Origin of the sequence: Prescottella equi (genome assembly GCF_020171745.1) — a bacterium.
Lineage (GTDB): Bacteria > Actinomycetota > Actinomycetes > Mycobacteriales > Mycobacteriaceae > Prescottella > Prescottella equi_A.
In genome coordinates this window covers 80,014-106,995 of record NZ_JAIVAH010000006.1, presented here as the reverse complement: position 1 = coordinate 106,995, position 26,982 = coordinate 80,014, and the positions used below count along the sequence as shown (strand labels likewise).

Here is a 26,982-nt window from a genome sequence, read left to right as displayed (position 1 = left end):
AGGGAATCATGACGGATCTTGAAGCAGCTCAGGAATACTCGGCGCACACCAGTGAACTGTTCCCGTTGTCGGAGGCGCAGCTCGGAATCTGGTACGCGCAGAAACTTGCTCCCGAGGTCCCCTACGTGATGGCGCACTACGTGGAGATTCGAGGCGCTCTCGACGTCGACATGCTGGCGCGTGCCACCGATCGGGCCGCCAGGGAGATCGAATCTGGGGTCCTCCGCCTCTGCGAGGTGGACGGCGAACCTTTCCAATTCGTGCACTACAACGTCGTCGACGGTCTGCGGTACATCGATTTTCGCCGTGCTGCCGACCCGGTGAGTTCAGCGCACGAATGGATGGATTCGGATCGCTCGGTACCGATGGACATGGCCGTCGACCGATTGATCGCCGCTACGGTGCTACACCTGGACGACGACCACTTCTACTGGTACGGCAAGGTGCACCACGTTGCGCTCGACGGGTATGGCGCGACGAACCTCATGAACCGCATCGCGCAGCTCTACACGCATGAGCACCGAGGTGAACCCTTTCCGGCGCCGACATGTTCGAGTCTGGACCAGCTCCATTCGCAGGAAGAGGCCTATCGGAATTCGACGCGTTTCTCGCGCGACCGCAACTTCTGGTCTTCGCGGATCGCGGCGATGCCCGTGCCGGCAACTTTGGCCGGCGGCACCACGAGGACTCGGCCTGCGCCACTCGCTCTGGTCTCCAGCGCCCGGACATCAACCGTCTCGACAGTGGATCGCTCGTTGGCGCCGTGGGTGATTGCGGCGTGGGCGGCGTATCTTGCCCGGAAGGCGGATCGGCGGGACGTACTCATGGGTCTTCCGGTGTCGTCGCGCACGACGGCGGTGGCCAAGCGGTCCGGTGGGATGTTGTCCAACGTGGTCCCTCTTCGAATGCGGATCGAGTCCGACACCACTGTGCGTGCACTCGTCGACGACGTCTCTGCCGAGCTGACTGCGGCGCTGCGTCACCAGCGTTACCGGTTCGCCGAGTTGTCCGAATCACCTTCGCGCGCATTCGGGTCCCTGGTGAATATCATGCTCTTCCGCCGCGATGTCAGAGTCGGTGACAGCATGGGCGAGTTCCACGTGCTCGCCACGGGACCTGTCGACGACGTCTCGCTGAACATCTACGACGGTGTGCCGGGCGAAGCAGTGCGCATCGATCTCGAAGCCAATCCGGCTCGCTACTCGCGTCGGACGATCGATCGTCACCTACGCCGATTTCTCGAGTTCCTCGAAAGGTTCCTCGGTGCGGGCGACGCGGAGAGGGTCGAAGGCATCGAACTGGGCTTGTCCGACGACACGGCGCGTGTGGTGGGCGGAGAAGCCGTGCCGGCACTGCCACTGTCGAGCATCCTGACTCGATCGGCCAGGCTCACTCCGTCGGCGCTCGCGATCCGGGCCGGCGCCGACGAGTTGACGTACGCGGAACTCGACATGCGATCTGCGCGCCTCGCGAGGCTGCTCGTCAGATCGGGTGTCGGGCCGGAAACCGTGGTGGCGCTCGCACTTCCGCGCTCGATCGAGCTTGTTGTCGCGGTCTGGGCGGTGGCGCGGTCCGGGGCGGCGTTCATGCCGGTCGATCCGACGCTCCCGTGGAACCGTCGGCGCTACATCCTCGAAGACAGCCAGGCCGCAGTCGGGATCCGCAACAGCGCGACCGCGATGCCCGATGGCCCCTTCTGGATCGATCTCGATTCGCTCGAGACCGCCGAGTATCTGGCGGATGCCGGTGGTGACGCCGATGAAGGGGACGCAGTCCCCGCGCGGACCGACCCCGCTGCAGTTGCCTATGTGTTGTACACCTCGGGTACCACGGGGCGGCCGAAGGGAGTCGCGGTAACACACGCCGGCCTCGCCAATCTGGCTGCGGAGGTTCGTAGTCACTACAGAGGTTCCGCCTCCGCCCGAGTTCTCCACTTCGCGTCACCGAGTTTCGACGCAGCGATTCAGGAATGGCTTCTCGCGTTCACATCCGGTGCCACGCTGGTGATCGCGCCGGACGAAGTGTTCGGTGGTACAGCGCTGCGCGATTTCCTTCTGGACGAGAGGATCTCGCACTTCATCTCGTCACCGGCTGTTCTGTCGGTGACCGACGGGACGGGACTCCCGCACCTGGAAGTTGTCGATTCCGGAGGTGATCGCCTCGCGATGCCGGTCGTCCGGGACTGGGCGGTCGGACGCACGATGCTGAACGCCTACGGTCCTACCGAGACGACCGTGTTGGCAACTCTGTCGTCTCCGTTGGACTCGGCGGGGCATGCACCGATCGGTCGGCCCCTGCGCGGTGTGACCGTGACCGTGCTGGACCGGCACCTACGGATGGTTCCGGAAGGTGCAGTCGGTGAGCTGTACATCGGTGGTGTGGGTCTGGCACGCGGGTATCACCGTCGTCCGGGGTTGAGCGCCGAGCGTTTCGTCGCCGATCCGTATGGCGTGGGCGGCTCTCGCATCTACCGGACGGGAGACCTGGTCCGTTGGGGCGACGACGGACAACTGGACTTCGTCGGGCGCGTGGACACCCAGGTGCAGATTCGAGGTTTCCGGGTGGAGCTCGGCGAGATCGAATCGGTTCTCGAGGCGCATCCGTCGGTCACCCATGCCGCGTGCACGACTCGAACCGGCCCCGACGGTCATCTCGAGATCCTTGCCTACGTCACTGCCCCCGGAAGGGCCCCGGGCGACCTCGACGAGCTCCGTGGTTTCGTGGCAAAGAATCTCCCGCACTACATGGTTCCGGCCTTCGTCGCGGTGTTGCGGGATCTGCCGATCACCGCGAACGGCAAGGTCGACCGAGGCGCGCTCCCGGATGTCGTGGCGATTCAGGCTCGCACGCGCACACCTTTGTCCACGCCCACCGAGATCGCCGTGGCCGACGTCTTCGGCGAGATTCTCGACGTTGCGGTCGATTCGGCGGTCGATGATTTCTTTGCGCGTGGGGGACACTCCCTGGCGGCCACTCGTGTGGGAGCTCGTCTGGCAGAGCGTCTGGGCGTCGCCGTCGGGGTCAAGGACGTCTTCGATCACTCGACTGTGAGTGCTCTGGCCGCTTTCATCGACGGCGGAGCAGCCACCGCCGATCGAGGGGGGCTGCCGACCACGTTCGAGAACCGCCCCGACGTGCTGCCACTGTCGCCGGCACAGGAACAGATGTGGTTCCTGAACCGACTGGATCCGAGCGCGGTGGGCTACCACGTCCCGGTCGCAATGCGGCTGCGAGGGCGACTGGACCTGCGTGCCCTGCGGGCTGCTTTCCGCGACGTGATCAACCGACACGAGATCCTCAGAACCGTGTACCCGGATACCGCCGGGGGCCCGGTTCAGAAGATCCTGACCACGGAACTTGCCGTGCCCACGCTCGAGGTGGTCGACGTCGATGCGGGCGTCGCCGGCGGACTGGATGCCGTGGTGCGCGAACGATCCCTCTTCCGCATCGATGTACGCGTGGATGTCCCGATCGCGGCGCGTCTGTTCCGGATCGGCCGTCACGACCACGTGTTGCTTGTCGGCGTGCACCATATCGCGGCAGACGGTTGGTCGACGGCACCACTTACCGATGACCTGGTCAGAGCGTACGAATCACGCGCTGTCGGAAAGGAACCGGTCTGGGCCGACCCGGTAGTCCAGTATGTCGACTACGCGCTGTGGCAGCAGAAGATGCTCGGGTCGATCGACGACGAGCGCAGTCGGCGATCGCGTGCCCTCGCATTCTGGCGAGACGAACTCGCCAACCTGCCGGGCTCCCTGCAGCTTCCCTTCGACCATCGGAGGATCCGAGACTCGTCCGGTCCGGCAGCGATCGAGCGTGCACGTCTGGATCCCCGCACCGTCTCCGCGCTCGAAACGCTTGCGACCGCACACCGATCGAGTCTGTTCATGGTCGTTCATGCGGCTCTGGCCGTGCTGCTCGCTCGGGTCGGCGACACCGATGATGTCGTGATCGGTGTTCCGGTCGCCGGGCGTGGTGCGCCGGCGCTCGACCGCGCCGTCGGTATGTACGTCGTGACCGTGCCACTGCGAACCCGTGTCGCGTTCGGTGACGCCTTCGTAGATCTGCTCGACCGAGTGCGGTCGGTCGGACTCGAGGCGTTCGCGCATTCGATTCTGCCGTTCGAAGACCTGGTGGCCGACATCGTTTCCGAGCGGATTCCCGGTCGGCACCCGGTCTTCCAGGTCGTGCTGGCCTTCCAGAACCACCTCCAGCCCTCGACCGGCCTCGCGGGGATCGAGGTCGAACACATCGATGTCCCCGCCGTCTCTGCTCGATTCGATCTCGAGTTCACGCTCGATCCGCTCGAGGACGGCAGCGTCGACCTGACTGTCACCTACGCGTCTGATCTCTTCGACGCGGAAACGGTGCGGTCTCTGACGGTGGGCCTCACGAGCGTCCTGGCTGCCGTCGTGGACGATCCACGTGCCCTGATCGGAGACATCTCGGTCGGGGCCTGCGGTCCGACGAGCGGGGAGCTTCCGTCTCCTCAGTCCACCCTTGTCCCGGATCTGCTTCTGCCATCGATCGATCGATGGGTCGAAGCATCGCCGAACGCGGTGGCCGTCGTGTCGCGGGACGACCAACTGACCTATCGCGATCTCGACCGGCGGTCGGCCGCGCTGGCGGCCTGCCTGACGGGTGCAGGGGCGGGCCCCGGGCGACTTGTCGCGGTCGCGGTCCCGCGGGGCTGGGAATTCGTCGTCGCAGTGCTCGCGGTGTTGAAGACCGGGGCTGCTTACCTCCCGTTGGACCTGGCGAATCCTGCTCGGCGCCTGCGGGACATGGTGGCCGACGCGGGGCCTGTCTGTGTCGTCACCACGTCGGTGTCGGTCGGCCGGATCGCAGGAATCAACATCCCGGAGGTGGTGCTCGACCCCACGGCGGAGGCCGACGGCCGTCCCGCGCACATCCCGACCCGGGACGAGGCGGCGTACGCGTTGTACACGTCCGGTACCACCGGCCGCCCCAAGGCGGTGGTGGTCACCCATGGCAACATCGCGTCCCTGGTCGCTTCGGCAGTCGGTCGTCTCCGGCCTCACGTCGCCGGAGTCTGGACGCTTTTCCACTCCTTCGCGTTCGACTTCGCCGCTTGGGAGCTGTGGGGTGCATTGTGCAGCGGGGGAACGGTCGTGATCGTCGATGCGGACGTCGCTCGCAGCCCCGAGGAGTTCGTGGAGTTGCTGGAGCGGGAGAAGGTGACCATCCTGTCCCAGACCCCGGCGGCCTTTCACGAGTTGACGCGGGTTGCACCGCACCTGCCTGCTTCGGTCGAGCAGGTGGTGCTGGGGGGCGAAGCGGTCGACATCCGCCGCATTCGTAGATGGCAGTCCGTGGCGGGTCCGACTCGTCCGCGCCTGATCAACATGTACGGAATCACCGAGACGACTGTTCATTCGAGCTTCATCGTCCTCGACGACGAGTCGACCGCTGTGGGCAGTCGGATCGGTAGCCCGATCGGCCGGCCACTGCCCGGCGTCGACCTCGTCGTCCTCGACGCACGCCTCCATCCGGTGCCGATCGGGGTCGCCGGCGAGCTGTACGTCCGTGGCGAGCAGGTTGCGCGCGGATACCTCGCCCGGTCGGCGATGACCGCGGGGCGCTTCGTGGCAGACCCGTTGGCGCGGAACGGAACCCGAATGTACCGGACCGGTGATCGTGCGCGCCGGCGCGGTGACGGTTCGCTCGAATACCTGGGCCGAACGGACCGGCAGGTGAAGGTTCGTGGTGTTCGAATCGAGCTCGCTGAGGTCGAGGCCGGGTTGCGGCGTCTGCCCGACGTCGAGGAGGCGCTCGCGGTGGTCCGGACTTCGGACACCGGAGGGATGCTGGTCGGCTATGTGACAGCTGTGTCGGGGCACACCCCGGATCCGGAAGTCGTGCGTGCGCGTTTGCGCACCGAGCTGCCGGACTACCTGGTCCCGGCTGTGATCGTCGTGCTCGAGCAGTTCCCCATGACGCCCAACGGCAAGCTCGATCGGGAGGCGCTTCCCGATCCGGCGATCCTCCCGGTCGCGCCGACGGAGCGCCCTCGGACCGCGCTCGAAGTCCACATCGCTGAACTCGTCACAGAACTGACCGGTGTCTCGGCGGTCGGCAGCGGGGTCAGCCTCTTCCGATTGGGGGCGGATTCGCTCGCCCTCGCTCGGCTGGCATCCCGACTGAGTGCACTCACGGGGCGCCGGATCGGCGTCCGTGAAGTATTCGAACATCCGACCGTGGAGCAGCTGGCGCGCGTGGTCCGGGGACCGGGCGATTCGTTGCCGACGCCGACGCGCGAGGTGCGACCCGAACGCGTCTCGCTCGCACCGGCGCAGGCGCGGCTATGGACGATCAACCGAATCGCCCCCGAGTCCGGGGCGTACAACCTTCCGATTGCGCTGCGGCTGAACGCCGAAACCGATCTGACGGCATTGAGGATCGCGTTCTCGGATGTCGTCCGGCGTCACGAAGCTCTTCGAACGGTGTACCCGCAAGACGCCGAGGGGACGTATCTCCACGTCACGGACGACGTGGTGATCGACCTCCTTCCTCGGCCGGTGGGTGACCTGTCCGCCAAGTTGGCGGACACTGTTGCCAGGGGCTTCGACCTCACTACCGAACTCCCGTTTCGGGTGTCGTTGTTCGACGACGGTTCTGCGGGCTTCGTTCTGGTGCTCGTCGTGCACCACGTCGCGGCCGACGGATGGTCGGTGCGAATTCTGGCGTCCGATCTGGTCGCGGCCTATCACGCACGGCTTCGCGGGACCGAACCGACGTGGTCTCCGGACCCACTCCAGTACATCGATTTCTCACTCTGGCAGCACCGAATCCTCGAAGGTCGAGGCGGATCCGACGGCGCTGCCAATGCTCAGTTGGCGTACTGGGTTCATGCACTCGACGGGCTGCCGGAGGAATCGACGTTCCCGGCGGATCGGCAGCGTCCACCCATCCAGACCGGAGCCGGAGCGACATTCGAGTTCTCCATCCCGCGCTTGCTGCACGGACGAATTCGTGAACTCGCCCACGACCACGACGTCACTCTTTTCATGGTCGTTCAATCGGCGTTGACACTGCTGATTCACCGTTTCGGCGGGGACGCGGACGTCGCCATCGGCACCCCCACTGCCGGGCGTGGGCATCCGCACTTCGACGACGTGGTGGGCATGTTCGTCGGAACACTGGTGCTGCGGGTCCGGTTCGATCCGGCAGCCGGATTCGACGATCTGCTGCGGCGGGTGCGGCTCGTCGACATCGATGCGTTCGCGAACGCCGACGTTCCCTTCGACAGGATCGTGGACGCGGTCGGTGGGTCGGATTCGCTGTCCAGGCATCCGCTGTTCCAGGTGGCGCTGTCGTTGGAGGACCCGGCGGTGCTCGAACTACCCGGTGTCGAGATCATCGAGCTTCCGACTTCCACCACGTCCTCCAAGTTCGACATGCAGTTGACGATTGCTCCGGTGGACGACGGCGGCGTCGACTGCCGCCTGGACTATGCAACCGACCTGTACGACGCGTGGAGCGCACGCGCGATCGCGGACTCGCTGGTTCGGGTACTCGAAGCTGTGACGGCGGACGCGGCAGCGCCCGTCGGCTCGATCGACCTGACCGATTCGGATGTGCCATCTGTGTACTCGGGTCCGTCGGCAGAGTCGATCCGAACTCTTTCCGAAATCCTCGATTCCGGCGTGACCGTCAACCCCGACGGGGTGGCCGTGCGCCACGGCGACGACGAGTTGAGCTACCGCGAGTTGGATGCGTACGCGAACCGTCTCGCACGGCTGCTCCTTGCCTCCGGCAGGCTTCCCGAGGACGTCGTGACGGTGTTTCTGCCGCGTTCGCTCGAGTCGGTGATCGCGTTGTGGGCATGTGCTCGAGCGGGTGTGGTCTACAGTCCGGCAGATCCGTCATTCCCCCGAGATCGGATCGAACGGCAGATCCGTGCCACCGGTGCGGCGGCCGGCCTGACGTTGCGCCGCTACCTCGAAATGCTGCCGTCGGATCTCGAATGGATCTGTCTGGACGATGAGAACTTTCGTGTTCGGCTCGACGAGATGTCGCCGTTCCCTGTCGTCGCCGGCAGGGATCGGCCGCGGATCGAACTCGACCATGCGGCGTATCTGGTATTCACTTCCGGATCGACCGGGAGTCCGAAGGGCGTGCTCGCAACCCATCGGGGACTGTGCGCCTTCGCAGAGGAGCAGCGCGAGAGATACCGGGTCCATCGAGATTGTCGAGTGCTCCACTTCGCGGCGCCCACGTTCGACGGTGCACTTCTGGAGATACTCCTCGCCACCGCGGCAGGGGGGACACTCGTCGTTGCACCGTCCGAGATCTACGGTGGATCTCAGCTCGTGGACTTCATCGGTGGCGAGCGTATTACGCATGCCTTCGTCACCACTGCAGTGTGGTCGGACCTGCCGGCCCGCCCAGAGGACCTTCCCGAGCTGAGGACACTCGTGGTGGGCGGTGATGTGCTTCCCCAGAGTGTGATTCGTGCCTGGGCGCCCGGCCGCGACATGTTCAATGCCTACGGTCCCACGGAGACGACAATCGTCACTGTCGTCGGCGACCCTCTCGATGCGAACAGTCCGGCAACGCTGGGAGGTCCGATCCGCGGGGTGACCGCGCTGATTCTCGATACACGTCTGCACGCGGTCCCCCCGGGGGCAGTCGGAGAGCTGTACCTGGCCGGGGACCAATTGGTGCGTGGCTACCATTCGGCGCCCGGGGCCACGGCCTCCGCGTTCGTGGCACGGCCGGGCGGGGCACCCGGTGAGCGTATGTACCGCAGTGGTGATCTGGTCCGGCGGACGGCGCTCGGAATCGATTTCGTCGGCCGGGTGGACAGGCAGTTGAAGATCCGCGGGTATCGGGTCGATCCGTCGGAGATCGACGCTGTGCTCCTCTCCCATCCCGAGGTTCGTGTCGCCGTCACGACGGCCGGTAAGGCGAGCGCCGGCGACCGGAGCCTCGTGTCCTATGTGGTTGCGTCGCCGGACACCGATCTCGATTCGGTGCGGGAACTCGCGCGGCACCGATTGCCTGCAGCACTCGTCCCGGCATTCATCGTCCGCCTGGACACGCTTCCGGTGACGAACCACGGCAAGGTGAACTACGGTGCCCTCCCCGCGCCGCACTTCGACGGTGGTGCGGGCCGATCACCCAAGGGCGTCGACGAGATCGCGGTCGCACAGATTTTCTCGGAAGTCCTCGGTGTTCCGGTTACCGGAGTCGACACCGACTTCTTCAGTTCCGGAGGGAACTCCCTCAGTGCAACGAGGGTGGTCGGAAGACTGCGCGACGACCTCGGACGGGATGTGACGGTCCGAGACGTCTTCGAATCCCCGACGGTGCGAGAACTGGCGGTCCGCATCGGAACGGCGCGGACGGCTGTGCCCTCGCCGCTTGTCCGAGATCGACCGGCACTCGTGCCTTTGTCTCCGGCACAGCGGCGTTTGTGGATCCTTCATCGAATGGAGCCTGACTCGGGGGCGTACAACATCGCCTTCGGTTTGCGACTGCGCGGCGACCTCGACTCGGGAGCCCTAGCGGCCGCACTCGTCGACGTGTCGGAGCGGCACGAGGTGCTGCGCACGTTCTATCCGGAGGGAGAAGACGGTCCGCACCAAGCAGTTCGGCCCCGGACCGAGCACACGCTGCCCATCCACGAAGTGGAGGCGACGGAGGTGCACCGTCGGGCGAGGGCATTGACGGCAGCGCCGTTCGATCTGGAGTCGGAGGTTCCCGTCCGCTGTGTTCTGCTCCGGATCGCGAGTGACCACCATGTGCTCGTTGTCGCCGCCCACCACATCTCGTTCGACGGGTGGTCCACCGCGCCGTTGGCCGCGGACATCGCTCACGCGTACGCGGCTCGGATGGAGGGGCGCCCCCCGCTCTGGTCGGATTCTCCGATCCAGTACGCCGACTACACCATCGGCAGGTACGAGCAGCTTGGTGAGATTTCGGATCCGACATCCTGCGGGGGCCGCGAACTGGCCTTCTGGCGGAAAGCGCTCGAGGGGGCGCCGTCCGAATCGACTGTGCCCGGAGACCGGCAACGGCCGGAAGTCGCAACGTTTGCCGGGGGCACGCACCGTGCGTCGGTGTCGGCTCACCTGCACCGGGAGATCGTTCGATTGGCGACCACGCACCGAGTGACGGTGTTCATGGTCGTGCATGCTGCCCTGGCCGTGGTGACGTCTCGGCTCGGCCGCAGCCGCGACGTCACGATCGGGACGGCACTGTCCGGACGTGGCGAGCCACGATTGGACTCGGCGGTGGGCATGTTCGTGAACACGGTCGCGCTCCGGTCGGACGTGGACCCAGCGGGGTCGGTGACCGATCTGCTCGAGGCAGTGCGGGAGCGCGATCTCGCTGCGTTCGAACATGCGGACTTGCCGTTCGAGCAGGTTGTCGAGTCGGTGACTCCGCAGCGTTCGTCCTCGTCTCACCCGCTGTTCCAGGTGATGCTCGCGTTCCAGAACTTCACGCCGGCGTCGAACGATTTGGCCGGCCTGGCGATCGACGTGGTCGATCTCGCGATCGAGAGTGCACGGTTCGACCTCGAATTCGCGGTGACCGAACAGTTCGGGTCGGACGGTCGGCCGGGCGGACTCGACGTCGTCGCCGGCTACGCGAAGGACCTCTACGACCCAGATACCGTCGGGCGGATCGTCGAATCGCTGACAGCGGTCCTCGCGGCTTTCGTCGCTGACGCATCTCGGCCCATTGGCGATATCGCGTTTCCCTCAGCAGTGCCAAGACAGTGGGGAGAGACCGTCGCAGACTCGGTGCTGCTCCCGAGCCTGATCGCCTCCGGCATGTCCGCGGGCGAGTCCGCGGTTGCCCTCCGCAGCGACGGCTGGGAAATGACCTACTCGGAACTGGACGAAGCCACGAATCGACTGGCGCGGAGGCTCATTGCTCGCGGTGCGGGCCCCGAGCAGGTGGTTGCGCTGTGTTTCGGACGGTCGCCGGAGTGGGTCGTTGCGATGTGGGCGGTGGCCAAGACTGGTGGCGCGTTCGTCACGATCGACCCCGAATACCCTCGCGAACGCATCGACTTCATGCTGGCGGACAGCGGCGCCGCTCTGATCCTCGACACTCGGGATCCGGATCTGATCGATGCGTTCGTGGGATCCGAGCCGGCAACCGCTCGGCGCGGTTCGGCGGAACCGATCACCGATGCCGACCGCACGACGCCCCTGCGTCCCGGCCACGCCGCCTACCTGGTCTACACGTCCGGAACCACGGGTCGCCCGAAGGGCGTGTGCGTTACTCACACGGGCCTGGCCGCGCTCGCGTCGCTGGCGACGACTGTGTACGAGGTCGATGCGAGATCACGTGTTCTGCAGAACTATTCGGCCAATTTCGATGCTGCGCTACTGGAGGTGCTGCTGGCCCTCACGACGGGCGCCACTCTGGTGTTCGCGCCCGATGGCGTGTTCGGTGGACGGGACCTGAGCCGATTCCTGCGTGAGGAACGCATCACCCATGTCCTCTCCACGCCTTCCGCGCTCTCCACGGTGGCCCCCGGCGGACTGTCGGCGCTCCGGGTCGTGGCCGTGGGTGGTGAGCCGTGTCCGCCAGAGCTCGTACGGGAATGGTCGGCTTCGCTGGGCGAGATAGTCAATGCGTACGGGCCGAGCGAGACCACTGTGGTGGCGGCGCTGGGCCGAATCCGTGGGGGATCCGCGGTCAAGGTCGGGCGCCCGTCGCCAGGGGCCGGAATCGTGGTACTGGACGAACGACTGCATCCCGTCGCGCCCGGCGTTCTCGGAGAGTTGTACGTCTCTGGATCGAGTGTGGCACGTGGATATCTCGGAGTTCCGGCACTGACGGCCGCTCGCTTCGTCGCCGATCCCGGCGGCTCGGGTGACAGGATGTATCGGACGGGAGACCTCGCCCGCTGGGACAAGTACGGTGACCTCGAGATCGTCGGCCGTGCGGATGACCAGCTCAAGGTGCGTGGGCATCGCATCGAGCCGGGAGAGATCGATGCCGCCCTGGCCGCTGTCGACGGAATCATGTTGTCTCGTACCGTCGGTGCCGGTGACATGTTGATCTCCTACGTGGCGCTGCACCCGACGATCCGTCTCGACCCCATTGCGATCCGGTCCGCCGTCGGGAAGAAACTCCCGGCGCACCTCGTGCCCGATCAGGTGCGCGTGCTCGATTCGATGCCCATGACGCCCAACGGCAAGATCGACGTGGCGGCATTGATCAAACCTCTTGCCGTCGAGGATCGGCCCATCGCGCCGGGCGATCCTCTGCAACAAGCGATCGCCGAGGTGTTCGCCGATGTTCTCGGCCTTCGGCCGGTCGGGATCGATCAGGACTTCTTCGCACTCGGTGGGAACTCGTTGTCGGCTACGCGGGTAGTGGCACGAATCGAGGCTACGACCGGACGGATGATGACGGTCCGTGACCTGTTCGACGGGCCGACGGCGCGCGAGTTGGCGGAGGCAGTGAGCCGGACGCGGCCCGAGTATGCATTCCCGCTCGCGCGACGTCCCCGACCCGAGCACATCCCGCTGGCGCCGCAGCAGCGACGGCTCTGGATCGCGAGTCGGCTCGAGCCCCGTTCCACCGCGTACAACAGCGCCTTCGCCCTACGGGCGGGCGCCGAGATCGAGAGCTGCGCGTTCGAACGTGCGGTCGCCGACGTACTGGAGCGTCACGAGATTCTGCGGACGATCTATCCCGACCGGGACGGTGTGCCGTACCAACGGGTGCTGGCCTGGCCGAAGGTCCCGATCGTTCACAGTGCAGCCCGCCCCGTGCCGAAGCCGTTCGACGTGACGGCAGAGGTGCCGCTCCGGATCACCGTCGTCGCAGAGTCCAACGGAACGACGCTGCTCGTGTTCGAGTTCCATCACATCGCGGTCGATGGGTGGTCTATGGTGCCGTTCGGACGCGATCTGACGCATGCCTACCGGTCGCGGCTGGCGGGTCGAGCTCCGGACTGGAGCCCGCTTCCTGTGCAGTATGCGGACTACAGCCTGTGGAGTGCAGAGCTGCTGGGCTCGGAGTCGGACCCCGCGTCGACTGCGGCCCGGTGCATCGCCTTCTGGCGAGATGCCCTACTAGGCCTCGGAGACCGGCTACCGCTGCCCTGGGACGCGGTGCGATCCGGACCCCCATCGCTGCGGGGCGCCTCGATCGACCACTCATGCGACTGTGACGAACTTGCCCTGGCCCGCGCTGCCCGCGTACACGGCGTGAGTGAGTTCATGGTCGTGCATGCGGCGTGGGCCGCGGTTCTCGCTCGATTCGCCGGAACGTCCGATGTCGTTGTCGCCACACCGACAGCAGGCCGGGGGCGCCGGGAACTGGACGATGTCGTGGGCATGTTCGTGGGGACGACGGTGCTCCGTACGCCTGTCGACACTGCCGGGTCCGTCGCCGAGTTGTTCGCCTCCGTGCGTGATGCCGATCTGGCGGCATTCGAGCACAGCACCCTGCCGTTCGACGCGGTCGTCGAGGCGGTCCGTCCGGCGCGGTCGGCGGTGGCCCACCCACTCGTCCAGGTGATGCTCACCTACGGTGCGCCCACCGGGCCGGTCGAGACGGATCTCGCCGAACTGGGTCTCGAACCGGTGGTGGTCGAGAGCGACAGCATTCGATTCGATCTGGAACTGGACGTTCACTCCGGGGAGACGGGATCGCAGGTTCGGCTGCGTTACGCGACGGACGTGTTCGCCGAATCGACCGCTGAACGACTCGTCGATGCGTTCGACCGCATGCTGACCGTGGTGTGCACCGATCCGTCGGCAATCGTCGGCGACGTGGATCTCGACGGATCCGGCACCGGCCGGTCGGGTGATGCGGCGGATCGTGCCGACGCCCCCTCGGCCACGCTCTCCGAGGTCCTGCGGGATACCGTGGCCGCGCACCGGTCCGATACGGCGATCCGCTTCGAAGACCGGGAATACACGTACGGTTGTCTCGACGAATGGTCGGATCTTCTCGCCTCGCGAATGGCTGCAGCGGGCGCCGGGCCGGAGGCGACGGTCGCACTGGTCCTGGACCGATCGCCCGAGTTCGTGGCGGCTCTGTGGGCAGTTGCAAAGACCGGGGCCGCGTTCGCCGCTCTCGATCCGAAACAGCCCGGCTCGCGGATAGCGTTCATGCTCGCGGACTCTGGCGCGGTCATGGTCGCTACGACCGCGGACCATGCGTCTTCTCTCCCGACCGACCTCCCTCGGATCGAGTGTGCTCGCTCCGGAGGGGTGCCTCCGGAACCGATGTCCGCCCCACGGGTGCACCCGGACCAGACTGCGTATGTCGTCTACACGTCGGGGACGACAGGCAAGCCCAAGGGCGTTTCGGTCTCTCATCGTGGCGTCTCTAATATGATTGCTGCGCAACGCAATTTGTACGAAGTGACGAGTTCGTCGAGGGTGCTGCACGTGGCATCACCGGGATTCGATGCCGCGATCTTCGAACTCGTCATGGCTGCCGCCAACGGGGCTGTGACGGTGATCGCCGCGGCACACGAGTTCGGCGGTGCGGGCCTGCGTCGACTGCTGGCGGCCGAGCTGGTCAGCCATGCAGTCCTCACTCCCGCCGTGTTGGCGACGCTTGATGAAGTCGGGCTCGACGCGCTCCGTGTCCTCGTCAGCGCCGGCGACGTCTGCCCACCGGAGCACGTCCGACGCTGGGCGAGAGGGCGACGCTTCTTCAACGCGTACGGACCCTCCGAGGTCACTGTGATGGCCACGGGTACTGCAGCATTGACCGCGAACGATGCGAACGGCATCGTGCCGATCGGGCAGGCGATTCCCGGTGTGCGCACGACCGTACTCGACCGCCGGTTGCGTGTGGTGCCGACGGGCGCGGTGGGTGAATTGTACTTGGGTGGTGCCGGGCTCGCACGGGCGTACCTGGGACTGCCCGGGTTGACGGCATCCCGGTTCGTCGCCGATCCGTCCGGTCGCACCGGCGAACGCCTCTACCGGACAGGGGACTTGGTTCGGTTCGACAGCAGGGGAGAGCTCTTGTTCGTCGGCCGTTCGGACTCCCAGGTGCAGGTTGGCGGTGTCCGAGTCGAGACGGAAGAGATCGACGCGGTGCTGATCGGGCACCGGAGCGTGCGTGCGACCGCCACGATCCTCCGAGATGACCGACTGGTTTCGTTCGTCGTCACCGACGATCCCGACGAGGACCTGCGAGCGTGGGCGATGTCCAGGCTGCCAGGGCGTCTCGTGCCCTCGCGGATCGTCGAGGTCGGGGCGCTACCCCTCACCATGAACGGAAAGGTCGACCGCGCAGCACTCGCCACCGTCGAATGTGTCGACCAAACGATCTACTCCGCACCGGAGGGGGCGTTGGAGCTGACCATCGCGGACGTCTTCGGCGAGGTTCTGGACGTGAGAGAAGTGGGGCGTGACACCGGGTTCTTCGACGCCGGAGGTACATCCCTGAGCGCGCTACGCGCCGCGCATCAGCTCAGTGACCGCCTCGGCTGTGAGATCCCGGTCTCCTGGCTGTTGCCTGATGCCACTCCGGCAAGCCTCGCCGAGATGGTCGAACGTGGGGTCGCAGAACCGGTGCAGGCGCTCGACATCGTTCTGCCGCTGTACACGTCCGGTGAACGCGGAGCGATCCTCTGTGTGCATCCCGCCGCGGGGGTCGCGTGGAGCTTTGCCGGACTGTCGAGACACCTCGGCGGGGGATGGTCGGTGTACGGACTGCAAGCTCCAGGACTTGCCTCCGGGCAAAGCTATCCGCGAGCCATAGACGATCTGGTGGACCGATACGTTCTCGAGATCCGCGATGCAGTACCGCACGGGCCCTACCGATTGTTGGGTTGGTCCCTCGGCGGAGTGATCGCCCATGCCATCGCGACCCGGCTGCAGGAACAGGGAGAGTCCGTGGTGCTTCTGGCCATGTTGGACAGCGTGATAGATGTCGAGCAGTCCGTGGACTCCGTGGACCTGGACATGGCGGGACTGGTCCGTGAGCTGGAGCCCTCGGTCGTGATCGGCAGTAGCTCGCGAGAAATCGACGGCGCGTCTGCTGCCGCACTTCTCCGTGAAGCCGGAAGCCCGTTCTCGTTCCTTCGACCAGCGACGATTACTGCAATGCACGAGAACTCGCTACTCGCAGGTAATTTGGTTCGCCGCCATCGACCGCGCACATTCGAGGGCGATCTCGTATTCTTCACTGCAGCGAACGACTCTCGTGGCGGAGTCGCTCCGCCTCGGCAGTGGGATCCGTACGTGTCGGGTTCCGTCCGGGAGACGCGGATCGATTGCACTCACGCTGAGATGACCACTCCGGCCGCACTGTCGGAGATCGGTCGTGTTCTGGCCGCCGAACTGGAGGATCGAGGCCAGGCAGAGCGTTCCAGGTCGGAGGTGTCCGGATGACGTGACGTCGCGTGCGGGGACGAACTGACGATTACGAGCAGGCGAGGGCCTGACCTGACAGGAGTGTATGGGGTGGAGATTCAAGATTACGTCCGCATCGTGGCGGCACGGTGGCGAATAATTGCGGTTACCACGGTGGTCGCGATCCTGGTGGCATTGGTCGCATCGTTGATCTCGACACCGATTTACGCCGCGAAGGCGCGGTTGTTCGTCTCCACGAGTGGTTCGTCGGTCATGGAGGCCATGCAGGGCAATCAGTTCTCGCAGCAGCGAGTTTCGTCCTACGCGAAGTTGGCCACCGGACAGGAGGTTGCTGCGGGAGCGATCGCCGCGCTCGGCGTCGATCTCAGTCCTTCGCAGTTGGCGTCACGAGTAAGGGCAACCCCGGTGGTCAACACCGTGCTCTTCGACCTCGAAGTCAGTGACGCCGACCCGGCCCTCGCACAGCAGTTGACGAACGCAGTGGCTACTTCGCTCACCGCCAAGATCGAGGCGCTCGAATCGAACTCGACCGGCCAGTCGTCCGTTGCGAAGGCAACTGTCGTCGAGCCGGCGAAGGTTCCGTCGACACCGGTGAGCCCGAAGACCAAGAGGAACCTCGGTCTGGGATTCATCATCGGCCTCCTGGCCGGCGTGATTTTCGCCGTCGTTCGTGATCGCCTCGACAACACCGTGAAATCGCGGGAGACGCTCGACGAACTTGCAGGTGTCGGGATGGCGGGTTCGGTTCCCTTCGACAAGGAGCGGGAGCAGAAGGCTGCCATTTCGTTCCAGGACGGGTACTCGTCCAGTGCCGAGGCGTTCCGTGAGCTGCGGACCAACCTGCAGTTCCTCGAGGTCGACAATCCGCCGCGGGTCATCGAGATCACCAGTTCGCTTCCTGGTGAGGGCAAGACCACCACGGCGATCAATCTGTCGTTGGCTATGGCCGAGGCGGGATATTCGGTCTGCCTGGTGGACGCCGATCTGCGGCGACCACGGGTCGCGAAGTATCTCGACCTGATCGGATCCGTCGGCATGAGTACGGTCCTCTCGGCTCAGGCCGACCTGGACGATGCTCTCCAGACGAGCGCCTTCGCGAATGTTTCCGTCCTGGCCGCAGGTTCGCTTCCGCCCAACCCGAGTGAGCTGCTCGGATCAACCCATGCAGAGAAGCTGTTCGACGAGCTGCGGGCCAAGTTCGACTTCGTCATCATCGACGCCTCTCCACTGCTGCCGGTAACCGATGCCGCAGTGTTGGCGGTCAAGGTCGACGGATGCCTGGTTGTAGTGCGTCACGGGAAGACGAAGCGTGAGCAAGTGTCCCGGGCGATCGGCAACCTTCGAAGCGTCGGTGCCACCGTGCTCGGCACGATCCTCACGATGACACCTTCGAAGGGCCAGGGGAGCTACGAGTACACGTACTACTACGACGCCGACATGCCGGTGGAGAAGGTCTCGGTCGATCGAAAGGTGGAGCCCGCCGAGGTGGCGGCGCCCACCGCCGGCTAGCTCGAGAATGTGGGCTGTCACGGCTCGTCTCCGGATTCATCGGCGACGAGTCGTGACACTCCGCTGCGATGTTCCTTCATACGGGCCGGGAGCCGTACCGGAGATGAACGTACTGAGAGAGCCCCGACCGCGCGTTCTGCGGTCGGGGCCCTGTCGGCTACGGCTGTCCTCAGCCGATGGCGCTCAGACCGCCTAACCGGCTCACGAACGTGCCGAACTCCGTCAGGACACCCCCGACGCTGCCGAAAAGGAAGTCGATCAATGCAAAATCGCTGGAAGAACTCATGATTGCTCCTTCGTAAGGGTCAACTCGACCTCGACGCGGTGCCGAGGCCGTCGACTGTGCGCTGGGTGATCGATGAGACCGCCCAGCGTGCAGCACTGCTCGGGGCACAGCCACGCGAGAATGTTGAAGGTGAATCAAGCCCCGACGGCGCCCTGGTCGGAAGTCCGGATACCAGGACATCGCATCGTCCGGATGCGATGGCCTACACCGTAATCGACGGGGCGGTTCGTGTCATGCACTCGGACAGAAAGGATTGGCTCCCGGAGTCTTCGGTCCCTGTATCCAGGGTACTTCGGCGGTACTCAGCCGTTGGAACGGAGGTTTCGCAGAAGGCCCTCCAACGCTCGCTCGATGAGGTTGCCGGCGTCTTCGAATACGCTTGTGCTCTGCCTGATCGGATCCGGGACGTCGATCATGCCAGCGCGTGTGACGGCGGCTCGCGCGGCGGCGAATTCGGCGACGGTCGCAGGCCCGATCGCCCGCGCGATGTGCGCCGCCTCCAAGAGCGTGAACGTACGTTTGAGTTGGCGCGGGCTGATCTTGAGCACGGCGTCGCGATGCGCCTCCGTCATCGTCAGGACCAGGTCCGCCGACGACGCGATGACCGGATTGATCTGACGTGCAACGAAACCGGCCGGCGATCCGCCGAGATCGGAAAGAACCTGTGCTGCTTTGGGTTCCATCGGTGACCCGACCACTGCGCGGGTTCCGGCACTCGACGCTGTGATGTCGACGCTGTCGGTGCCCGCGGACCACGCCGCGCTGAGCCTCTCGGCGATAGGTGACCGGCAGATGTTTCCGGTGCACACGAAGAGCAACTGCATGCCGCTGAGTGTAGGTCCGACTGTATAGACTCGGCTTGTTCAGTTCGCACCGGGTTCGAGCGTCGACCGGGTGCGCCCTCGATCGAAGGCGGCTCATGGGTGGGGTTCTGGGAGTGTCGGTGGGATCCGGATTCGTCCGGATCGTGCGCCGCCGATCGCCCGATGCCCACAGCGCCGCCGGATTGCTCGAGCGCCGGACGCTCGTGGTGGACGACCACAACCCGGAGACGCTGGCCGCGGAGTCGATCGGTGTCCTGCTCGCGGGCGACGAGGAGTCCGGATCGCTGCCGTCTGTCGGCATCGCGTACACCGACGAGTCGCAGGCCGCGGCCCTGGATGCCGCGCTGCGCCGGGAGGGGATCACCGACTGTCGGCTGATTCCCGAACTGTCCGCGCTCCTCGCGTATCTGGGGGCCACGCGGGCTCTCGCCGGATTTGCCGCTGTCGTGGTACTCGATCTCGGGCGGTCGGGCACGACCGTCAGTGTCGTCGATGTGGAGACGGGGAGTGTCCATGCCGCCGAACGGATTGCCGCCGACGCCGCGGGAATCGAGGAAGCCGTCGACCTCGCGGACGAACTGCTGACCCAGTCGGGCCGTGGTGCCGATGCGGTAGTACTCGTCGGTGGGGGTGCCCACGTCGCGGGGGTTCGTGAGCATGTCGCCGATCTGGCGGGACTTCCCGTCGTCGTGCCGGACGATCCTGAGTTGTCTGCGGCGTCCGGTGCGGCGCTACTCGGCAGCGGTGGGCGGGCCGCGGCCACGCCATCGCAGGGACCGGAAGCCCATCGACCGATAGCGCGTCGACCGAAAGCGCATCGGCGCGGATCACGCGGCGACGTGTCCCGCCGTCAGGTCCGCAGTGCCGGGGCGGCCGGGGTGATGCTCGCCCTGCTTGCCGTCATCGGTTTCGGACTCGGCTACGGCAGAACTCTTTTCGGATCCGCGCCGGACGAATCGGAGGGCAAGCCGATGACGTCGTCGGTAACGGTCGCGAGTGTGCCGCCGTCGGTTCCTCCGTCCACTCCTCCTGAGGTTCCGGTGTCGACTCCGGAATCCGCCCCGGCGGAGATGCCGCGGACCGCACCTGTGGGTGACACGCTCCCGGTCGTGAACGGCACGGATCGGCCGGCCCGGCCTGTGCCGTCCGTACCGGATTCCCTCGATGCCGTCCTCGACGCTCTCACCGGACTGCCGCTCCCGCAGCTGCCGCCGCTCGAGTCGTTGCCGCTGCCGCCGGTACCGCAGATCCCTCGACTCTGATTCGTCGTCGGTCAGCGCGCGTGGCGTCCGCCGCGGCGTCGCGCGGGCGGGTTCGCACTGCTGCGGGGGCGTGCGAGCAGCGCCGCGATCGCGGTCGTGAGCGGCACCGAGAGGGCGAGGGCGATACCGCCCACCGACGAGCGCACGATCTCGATCGCGACGGCGTCACCGGTCAGCACGTCTCCGATCGATCCGCCGGCCACGCTGAAGAGCAGCAGTAGGGGGAGCGCGCCACCGGCGTACGCGAGCACGAGCGTGTATACGGTGCTCGCGATGTGGTCGCGTCCCACCCGCATGGCCGAGGCGAAGATGGTGCGTCGCGTGGCGGATTGGTCCATCGACGCGATCTCGAACGCGGCGGACGCCTGTGTGATCGTGACGTCGTTGAGGACACCCAGCGAGCCGATGATGAAGCCCGCCAGCAGGAGTCCGGTGATGCTCACGTGCTGGACGTAGGCCTGGACGTCGGCGTTCTGTTGCTCCGAGAGTCCGGTGAGGTGCGTCATCCGGATCGCGATCACCGACAGCACCGCCGCCACCAGCATGGACGCCAGCGTGCCGAGGAGCGCCGAACTGGTGCGCAGGTTCACCCCGTGTGCCAGGTAGAGCACCGCGAAGAGAATCGCGGCTCCCGAGACGAGGGCGACCGGCATCGCGGGTTTGCCGTCGAGCAGCGCCGGCAGTGTGAAGACCACCAGGACGCCGAAGGCGATACCGAGTCCCAGCAGCGCACGCACGCCGCGCCACCGGGCGACCGCGACGATCGCGACGACGAAGGCGGCGACGACGAGGAGCAGCGGGAAGCCCCGGGCGTAGTCGTTGAACGAATAGATCGGGGCGCCGGACGAATCCGTCTGCCGCACCAGCCGGAGGTGTTCGCCCACGCTCAGATTCGGCTGCCCCGGACCGGGCACGATCTCGAGGAGCGTGCGTGTACCGGCGTGGGGCCCGGAGTCGATCGTCACGACGCTGCGGTGGCAGTCGAACCCCGCTCCCGTGTCCGGCGGCGGGGCGGGTTCGCCCGGGAACGCCCGACCGGCGGACGGGCTGCCGCACGGCGCGATGTCCTGCGCGACGACGGTGCCGGCCTCGGTCGTCACGGCGCCGCCGCCCGAGTTCTGGAACGGCAACGGAATTTCGATCTGCTGTTTGTTCGGCCAGAGGAACACAGCCCCGGCGACGACGGCGATCGCAATGGCCACGAGCAATCCGACGACGACGCGGGCCGCGGTCGGTCCGACGGGTGCCGGTCCGTCGAAGTGTCCGTGCCCATGCCCATGCCCGTGTCCGTGCCCACGATCGGGGGTCTGCTCGCGACGGGAGAACAGTTCGGATGTCATCGGATTCGTCTCCGCACCGGACCAGGCTAGCGAGGACGGCGGTAAGCGTCGGTGGCGGGGAGCAGGGGGGGTCGTCCCCGCCACCGGTACCTCGCCGCCCAGGGGGGGAGGGGGCAAGACGAGGCGCTTACGGGCACACGATGGTGCCAATCGGTCAATCTACCTATAGCGCAGCAATCTCGCAGTATTGGGGGTCAAGTATTCGTGTCGTGTCAGCTCGTAACGACACGACGCGCGGGCGCCCCGCCCGGGACAAGGCCCGAACGGGACGCGCGGCGCGCCCGCTACTGCTTGTAGCTCGACAGGAAGTTGCCGAACCGCTCGATCGCGACCGCGAGGTCGCGCGCCCACGGCAGCGTGACGATGCGCAGGTGGTCGTGGTTGGGCCAGTTGAAGCCGGTGCCCTGGACCATGAGGATCTTCTCCTGCAGCAACAGGTCCTGGACCAGCTTCTCGTCGTCGTGGATCTCGTACACGTTCGGGTCGAGGCGCGGGAAGGCGTACAGCGCGCCGCGCGGCTTCACACACGAGACGCCGGGGATCATGTTGAGCCGCTCCCACGCGACGTCGCGCTGCTCGAGCAGACGCCCGCCCGGGAGGATCAGATCCTCGATGCTCTGGTGGCCACCGAGCGCCACCTGGATGGCGTGCTGACCGGGCACGTTGGGGCACAGGCGCGTGGACGCGAGCAGATCCAGGCCCTCGAGGAAGCCCGCCGCGTGCTCCTTGGGGCCGGTGATCGCGACCCAGCCCGACCGGTAGCCGGCGACGCGGTACGCCTTCGACAGTCCGTTGAACGTCAGACAGAGCATGTCGGGCGCGAGCGTCGCCAGCGAGATGTGCTTGGCGTCGTCGTAGAGGATCTTGTCGTAGATCTCGTCCGACAGCAGCAGCAACTGATGCCTGCGGGCCAGGTCGACGAGCTGGGTGAGCACCTCCGCCGAGTACACCGCGCCCGTCGGGTTGTTCGGATTGATGACCAGCAGCGCCTTGGTCTTGTCGGTGATCTTGGACTCGATGTCCGCGATGTCCGGGTTCCAGTCGTTCTGCTCGTCACACAGGTAGTGCACCGGCGTGCCGCCGGACAGGCTCGTCATGGCCGTCCACAGCGGGTAGTCCGGCGCGGGGATGAGCACCTCGTCGCCGTCGTCGAGCAGGGCCTGCATCGTCATCGTGATGAGCTCGGAGACGCCGTTGCCGAGGTAGATGTCGTCGACGTCCAGCTCCGGGAAGCCGGGCACCAATTCGTAACGCGTGACGATCGCACGCCGCGCCGAGAGGATGCCCTTCGACTCCGAATAGCCCTGTGCGTAAGGCAGAGCCGCGATCATGTCGCGCATGATCACATCGGGGGCCTCGAAGCCGAACGGCGCCGGGTTACCGATGTTGAGCTTGAGGATCCGATGCCCCTCCGCCTCCAGTCGCGCGGCGTGCGCGTGTACCGGCCCTCGGATCTCGTACAGCACGTTCTGCAGCTTGGTGGACTGCTCGAGAGCGCGGTGCGGCCGACGGGGACGGGCGGTTTCTGGAGTGCTCACGGCCTCCATACTTCCACTCGAGCGCAAACGGATATCGGAGGGTGCGCTCGGGGTCCGTCGCAAATCGCCACAAACGTCGCACGTGCGACGTGGGCGGGGTCAGATGCAGATGGGGTACACCAGCGATCCGAGCGGGATGACGAGGCACAGCCCCACCGACCCCTGCGCGGGCGTCGCTTCCTCGGCCGATGCCGCCGGTGCGGCGAACGCGGCCAGCGAGAGCGTCATCGCGAGCGCGGCGAGAATTCCGGCAATCCTGCGTGTCATGAGAAAACCGTCCTTCCAGGACGAAATACAGACAGGGTCCCTTCATCGTGAACCCGATGTGCCCTGTGTCACAAGGGTGTCCGACGTGCGAATCGACTACGACGCCGACCATTCACGCCAACCGGACACCCGCACGGCGATCACAGGGCCGGTCGGCCGCATCGACCGGTACTGGCCGTACTTCGCCACCAGCGCGTCGATCCCGGCGGCGCCGACGTCCGAGTCCGGATCCAGTACCTCGGCGGCACCGTCGACCCGGATCCACCACAGGCGCGACCAGTCGTCGTCGTAGTGGTCGACGAGCAGGCCGACTCGCCCCGTGGCGGCGATGTTCGACAGCCGACGCAGACGCCGGGTGGTCTTCGGTTTGTCGTCCACCGCGGTGTAGACGACGTCGCCGAGCACGGCGAACACGACCGGGACCAGGTGCGGCGCGCCGTCGGCCGACACCGTCGCCATCCGCGCGACCGGTGCGTCGACGAACCGCGCGGGCAGGTGCCCGGGCATCTCCGGAGCCATGAGGAAACGCTACGTCGTGGGAGCACGTCCGTGGCTAGGGTTGTCCGCATGACGACTGCCGCGCACACCACCGCCCCCTTCGGATCGTGGATCTCGCCGATCAGCGCCGCCGACCTGGCCGCGAGCGGGCACCCGGTGGACGGTGGGCGATTCGTCGGCGACCAGGTCTGGTGGTCGGAACTGCGTCCCACCGAGGGCGGACGCACGTCGATCCGGCGCCGCGGCGACGACGGCGAGGTGATCGACGTGCTGCCCGCGCCGTGGAACGCGCGCACCCGCGTCCACGAGTACGGCGGCGGCGCGTGGACCGTGACCGACGGCGGGGTGCTGGTGTTCGCCGAGTTCAGCGACCAGCGGCTGTGCCGGTTCGACCCGCGCACCGACGTCGCGCCGGTGCCGATCACGCCGATCCCGCCCGCCCCGTCCGCGGACCGCTACGGCGATCTCGCGATCGTCGGCGACGAGGTGTGGTGCGTCCGGGAGCGTCACGTCGGGGGAGCGGTGCTCCGCGACATCTGCGCGGTGCCGCTCGACGGGGCAGCCCAGGACGATCCGGCCGCGGTGCGGTCGATCGTCGGTGGCTCCGACTTCCTGGCCTACCCGCGGCTGTCCCCGGACCGCACGCGTCTCGCCTGGATCGCCTGGAATCACCCGCAGATGCCCTGGGACGGAACCGAACTCCGCGTGCTCACCCTCGCAACAGGCGAGGTCGACGTCCTCCTCGGCGGCACCGAGGAGTCGGTGCTGCAACCCGAGTGGGCCGACGACGAGACCCTGCGGGTGATCAGTGACCGGAGCGGGTGGTGGAACCTCTACCGCGTCGCCCTGTCCGGCGAGGTTGCACCGGTCCGCCCTATCGATGCGGACTTCGGTGCGCCCCTGTGGCAGTTGGGTGCGGTGTGGCACGTCGCGCTCGACGCCGGCACCCTGCTCACCACCCGGACCGTCGGCACCGACACGCTCGCGCTGCTCGACCCGGCCACCGGAGCACTGCGCGACATCGAACTCGAGGACATCTCGTCCGTGCAGATCTGCGACACCCGAGGCCGTCGAATCCTGCTGCGCTGCGGCGGTGCCCGCGTCGCGTCGGGTCTGCGGTTGCTCGACCTCGGTGCCGGCACGCTCACCGACGTCCGACTGTCGGTCGACGACCTGCCGGACGTCGAGTACCTGCCGGAGGCGCAGTCGCTCACCTTCGAGGGTCCCGAGCGTGAGGTGCACGCTCTCGTCTACGCGCCGCGCAACCCGAACTTCACTGCACCCGAGGGGGAACTGCCGCCGTACGTCGCGTTCGTGCACGGCGGTCCCACCGCGCACGTCGCTCCCGCGGTGCACCTGGTGTACGCCTACTTCACCAGTCGGGGCATCGGCGTCGTCGACGTCAACTACGGCGGCTCGAGCGGATTCGGGCGCGAGTACCGCAACCGACTGCGCGGGCAGTGGGGCATCGTCGACGTCGAGGACACCGTCGCGGCGGTCCGCGGCCTCGCCGATGCCGGACTCGCGGACCCGGACCGTCTTGCGATCGAGGGTGGTTCGGCCGGCGGTTGGACGGTGCTGTCGGCGCTCACGACGGCGGATGTGTTCGCGTGCGGCGTCTCGTACTACGGCGTCGCCGAGCTGATCGAGTTCGTCAAGGAGACCCACGACTTCGAGTCCCGCTACATCGACGGCCTCATCGGCCCGCTGCCCGAGGCCACCGACCTGTACGTCCGGCGCGCGCCGGTCAACAACGTCGACGGACTCTCGTGCCCGGTGCTGCTGTTGCAGGGCCTGTCCGACCCGATCGTCCCGCCGTCGCAGGCCGAGCGTTTCCGTGCCGCACTGCTGGACAAGGGGATTCCGCACGCCTATCTCGCCTACGAGGGGGAGGCGCACGGCTTCCGGCGCGTCGAGACCATCGTCAGTGCCCGGGAGGCGGAGCTGTCGTTCTACGGTCAGGTTATGGGCTTCGAGACGCCCGGAGTGCCGCGGCTGGAGCTGTGGCGGCCGTAGTGCGGTCGTCGTCGCGTGGTCACGCGTCACACACCTTTTGCCGGCATGACACACGATTTCGATGGTGAAAGGGTGTGTGATGCCGGCATTCGGTGTGTGATCCGGTCACGGCCGCGGGGTGTGTTCGACGCGTCCGGTCGGCGGCGGTGAGAGCCGCGCCCGGCTGACGGCGTCACGGATCCGGCGGGCGACCAGGTTCGGGATCTCGAGCTCGTCCCAGATCCACCGCACCACCTGCCAGCCGGCATCCCGGATCGCGTCCTCACGTAGCTTCTCCGCCCACACCACGTCAGCCGGAACCTGTCCGTCCGGTACGAGGCGGCCGTACTTGCCACGCCCGTCGAATTCGCCCACCACACCGAGCTCCTCGAAAAGGAAGTCCACTCGTCCCAGATGATCGCCGTTGGAGGCGTAGAGGTTCGGCTGGCAGTCCGGGACCGGCAACTGCTCGCGCAACATCAGGACCCGACTGCGGGATTCGCCGACGCTCTCGGACCGACCGTCGAGTTGGTCGAGGACCCGGAGGACGCGCCGACGTCCGGCATGGGGAGCGATCGTGTCCGCCGCGGCAGCCACATCGTCGGACGTGATTCCCGTCGCATGCAGCGCGTGATCGCCGACGACGACGGCCTGCTCGAACGGCAGTGTCCGCGCTAGATCCGCCACCGTCCGGGCCACGGTCGTCACCGTGAGTCCGTCGACCTCGGTGATCTCGTCGGGCCGCAGTGTCGCGGAGTGGACGTGGCGGTGCCGGGTGCGTCGGCCGCCGGTCGGACGGCTACGGGTCAGATGCGCGACCGCAAGGGGGGTGTTCCACAGATCCAGCCCATGGATGACGGCCGCGGACTGGTGGCTGAGAACCGCGTCCTTGGATGCAGCCCGCAGGGTTTCCGCCGCCCGGATCCCGTGCCGTTCGTAGGCGTCCAACGCATCGAACTCGGCCCGCGGTGCGTACCGACCCGGCCGGAGCCGTCGCCACGTCCCGGTCCGGCATTGCCGCTGCAGTTGATGGTCGGCGGCCCCGCGTTGAAGGGCCTCGCCGCGTCGGATGATGTGTGAGTCCACATTCGGCATCGTGCCGCCGTCGGCGTGGGGTGGACGT

The 26,982-nt window shown here is 66.7% G+C and carries 10 protein-coding genes; 4 read left to right on the top strand and 6 right to left on the bottom strand.

All coding sequences use genetic code 11. The features are described 5' to 3' along the window. The first annotated feature begins 8 nt into the window (after positions 1–8). On the top strand, positions 9–16,358 hold the full coding sequence (locus LCL87_RS04925; RefSeq protein WP_225017281.1) for a non-ribosomal peptide synthetase: 16,350 nt from the start codon (positions 9–11) through the stop codon (positions 16,356–16,358). A gap of 72 nt (positions 16,359–16,430) precedes the next feature. Next, entirely contained in the window at positions 16,431–17,849 is a 1,419-nt protein-coding gene (locus tag LCL87_RS04920; RefSeq protein WP_225017279.1) for a tyrosine-protein kinase domain-containing protein, read from the top strand. Between the two features lie 588 nt (positions 17,850–18,437). Here LCL87_RS04920 and LCL87_RS04915 read toward each other — a convergent pair. Then, on the bottom strand, positions 18,438–18,959 hold the full coding sequence (locus LCL87_RS04915; protein WP_225017277.1) for an arsenate reductase/protein-tyrosine-phosphatase family protein: 522 nt from the start codon (positions 18,957–18,959) through the stop codon (positions 18,438–18,440). 95 nt (positions 18,960–19,054) lie between these two features. Here LCL87_RS04915 and LCL87_RS04910 point away from each other — a divergent pair, with 95 nt between their 5' ends. Continuing rightward, entirely contained in the window at positions 19,055–20,221 is a 1,167-nt protein-coding gene (locus LCL87_RS04910; protein WP_237691756.1) for a DUF7159 family protein, read from the top strand. An 11-nt stretch (positions 20,222–20,232) separates the two neighbouring features. Here the strand turns inward: LCL87_RS04910 and LCL87_RS04905 are convergent, their stop codons facing one another. The 4 genes from LCL87_RS04905 to LCL87_RS04890 form a co-directional block, all read right to left on the bottom strand. Continuing rightward, positions 20,233–21,561 carry a YibE/F family protein gene (locus tag LCL87_RS04905; protein WP_225017273.1) on the bottom strand — a complete coding sequence of 443 codons (1,329 nt, stop codon included), beginning with the start codon at positions 21,559–21,561 and terminating at the stop codon, positions 20,233–20,235. A 284-nt stretch (positions 21,562–21,845) separates the two neighbouring features. Next, positions 21,846–23,108 (bottom strand): pyridoxal phosphate-dependent aminotransferase, encoded by a 1,263-nt coding sequence (locus LCL87_RS04900; protein ID WP_225017271.1) that lies wholly within the window; start codon positions 23,106–23,108, stop codon positions 21,846–21,848. A 90-nt stretch (positions 23,109–23,198) separates the two neighbouring features. Continuing rightward, entirely contained in the window at positions 23,199–23,366 is a 168-nt protein-coding gene (locus LCL87_RS04895) for a hypothetical protein (protein ID WP_225017269.1), read from the bottom strand. 96 nt (positions 23,367–23,462) lie between these two features. Next, positions 23,463–23,885 carry a TIGR03668 family PPOX class F420-dependent oxidoreductase gene (locus LCL87_RS04890; RefSeq protein WP_225017267.1) on the bottom strand — a complete coding sequence of 141 codons (423 nt, stop codon included), beginning with the start codon at positions 23,883–23,885 and terminating at the stop codon, positions 23,463–23,465. A gap of 48 nt (positions 23,886–23,933) precedes the next feature. Between LCL87_RS04890 and LCL87_RS04885 the strand changes: the two genes are divergently transcribed. Further along, positions 23,934–25,880 (top strand): prolyl oligopeptidase family serine peptidase, encoded by a 1,947-nt coding sequence (locus tag LCL87_RS04885; protein WP_225017265.1) that lies wholly within the window; start codon positions 23,934–23,936, stop codon positions 25,878–25,880. Between the two features lie 105 nt (positions 25,881–25,985). Here the strand turns inward: LCL87_RS04885 and LCL87_RS04880 are convergent, their stop codons facing one another. After that, a complete protein-coding gene (locus tag LCL87_RS04880; RefSeq protein WP_225017263.1) occupies positions 25,986–26,945 on the bottom strand; it encodes a type IV toxin-antitoxin system AbiEi family antitoxin domain-containing protein in 960 nt (319 codons plus the stop codon). Between the last annotated feature and the right edge of the window lie 37 nt (positions 26,946–26,982).

Excerpts from the sequence above, each read along its gene's own strand:
- LCL87_RS04915 (WP_225017277.1), bottom strand. The coding sequence starts at position 18,959 with ATGCAGTTGCTCTTCGTGTGCACCGGAAACATCTGCCGGTCACCTATC.
- LCL87_RS04885 (WP_225017265.1), top strand. The coding sequence starts at position 23,934 with ATGACGACTGCCGCGCACACCACCGCCCCCTTCGGATCGTGGATCTCG.
- LCL87_RS04895 (WP_225017269.1), bottom strand. The coding sequence starts at position 23,366 with ATGACACGCAGGATTGCCGGAATTCTCGCCGCGCTCGCGATGACGCTC.
- LCL87_RS04900 (WP_225017271.1), bottom strand. The coding sequence starts at position 23,108 with ATGGAGGCCGTGAGCACTCCAGAAACCGCCCGTCCCCGTCGGCCGCAC.
- LCL87_RS04905 (WP_225017273.1), bottom strand. The coding sequence starts at position 21,561 with ATGACATCCGAACTGTTCTCCCGTCGCGAGCAGACCCCCGATCGTGGG.
- LCL87_RS04925 (WP_225017281.1), top strand. The coding sequence starts at position 9 with ATGACGGATCTTGAAGCAGCTCAGGAATACTCGGCGCACACCAGTGAA.
- LCL87_RS04910 (WP_237691756.1), top strand. The coding sequence starts at position 19,055 with ATGGGTGGGGTTCTGGGAGTGTCGGTGGGATCCGGATTCGTCCGGATC.
- LCL87_RS04890 (WP_225017267.1), bottom strand. The coding sequence starts at position 23,885 with ATGGCTCCGGAGATGCCCGGGCACCTGCCCGCGCGGTTCGTCGACGCA.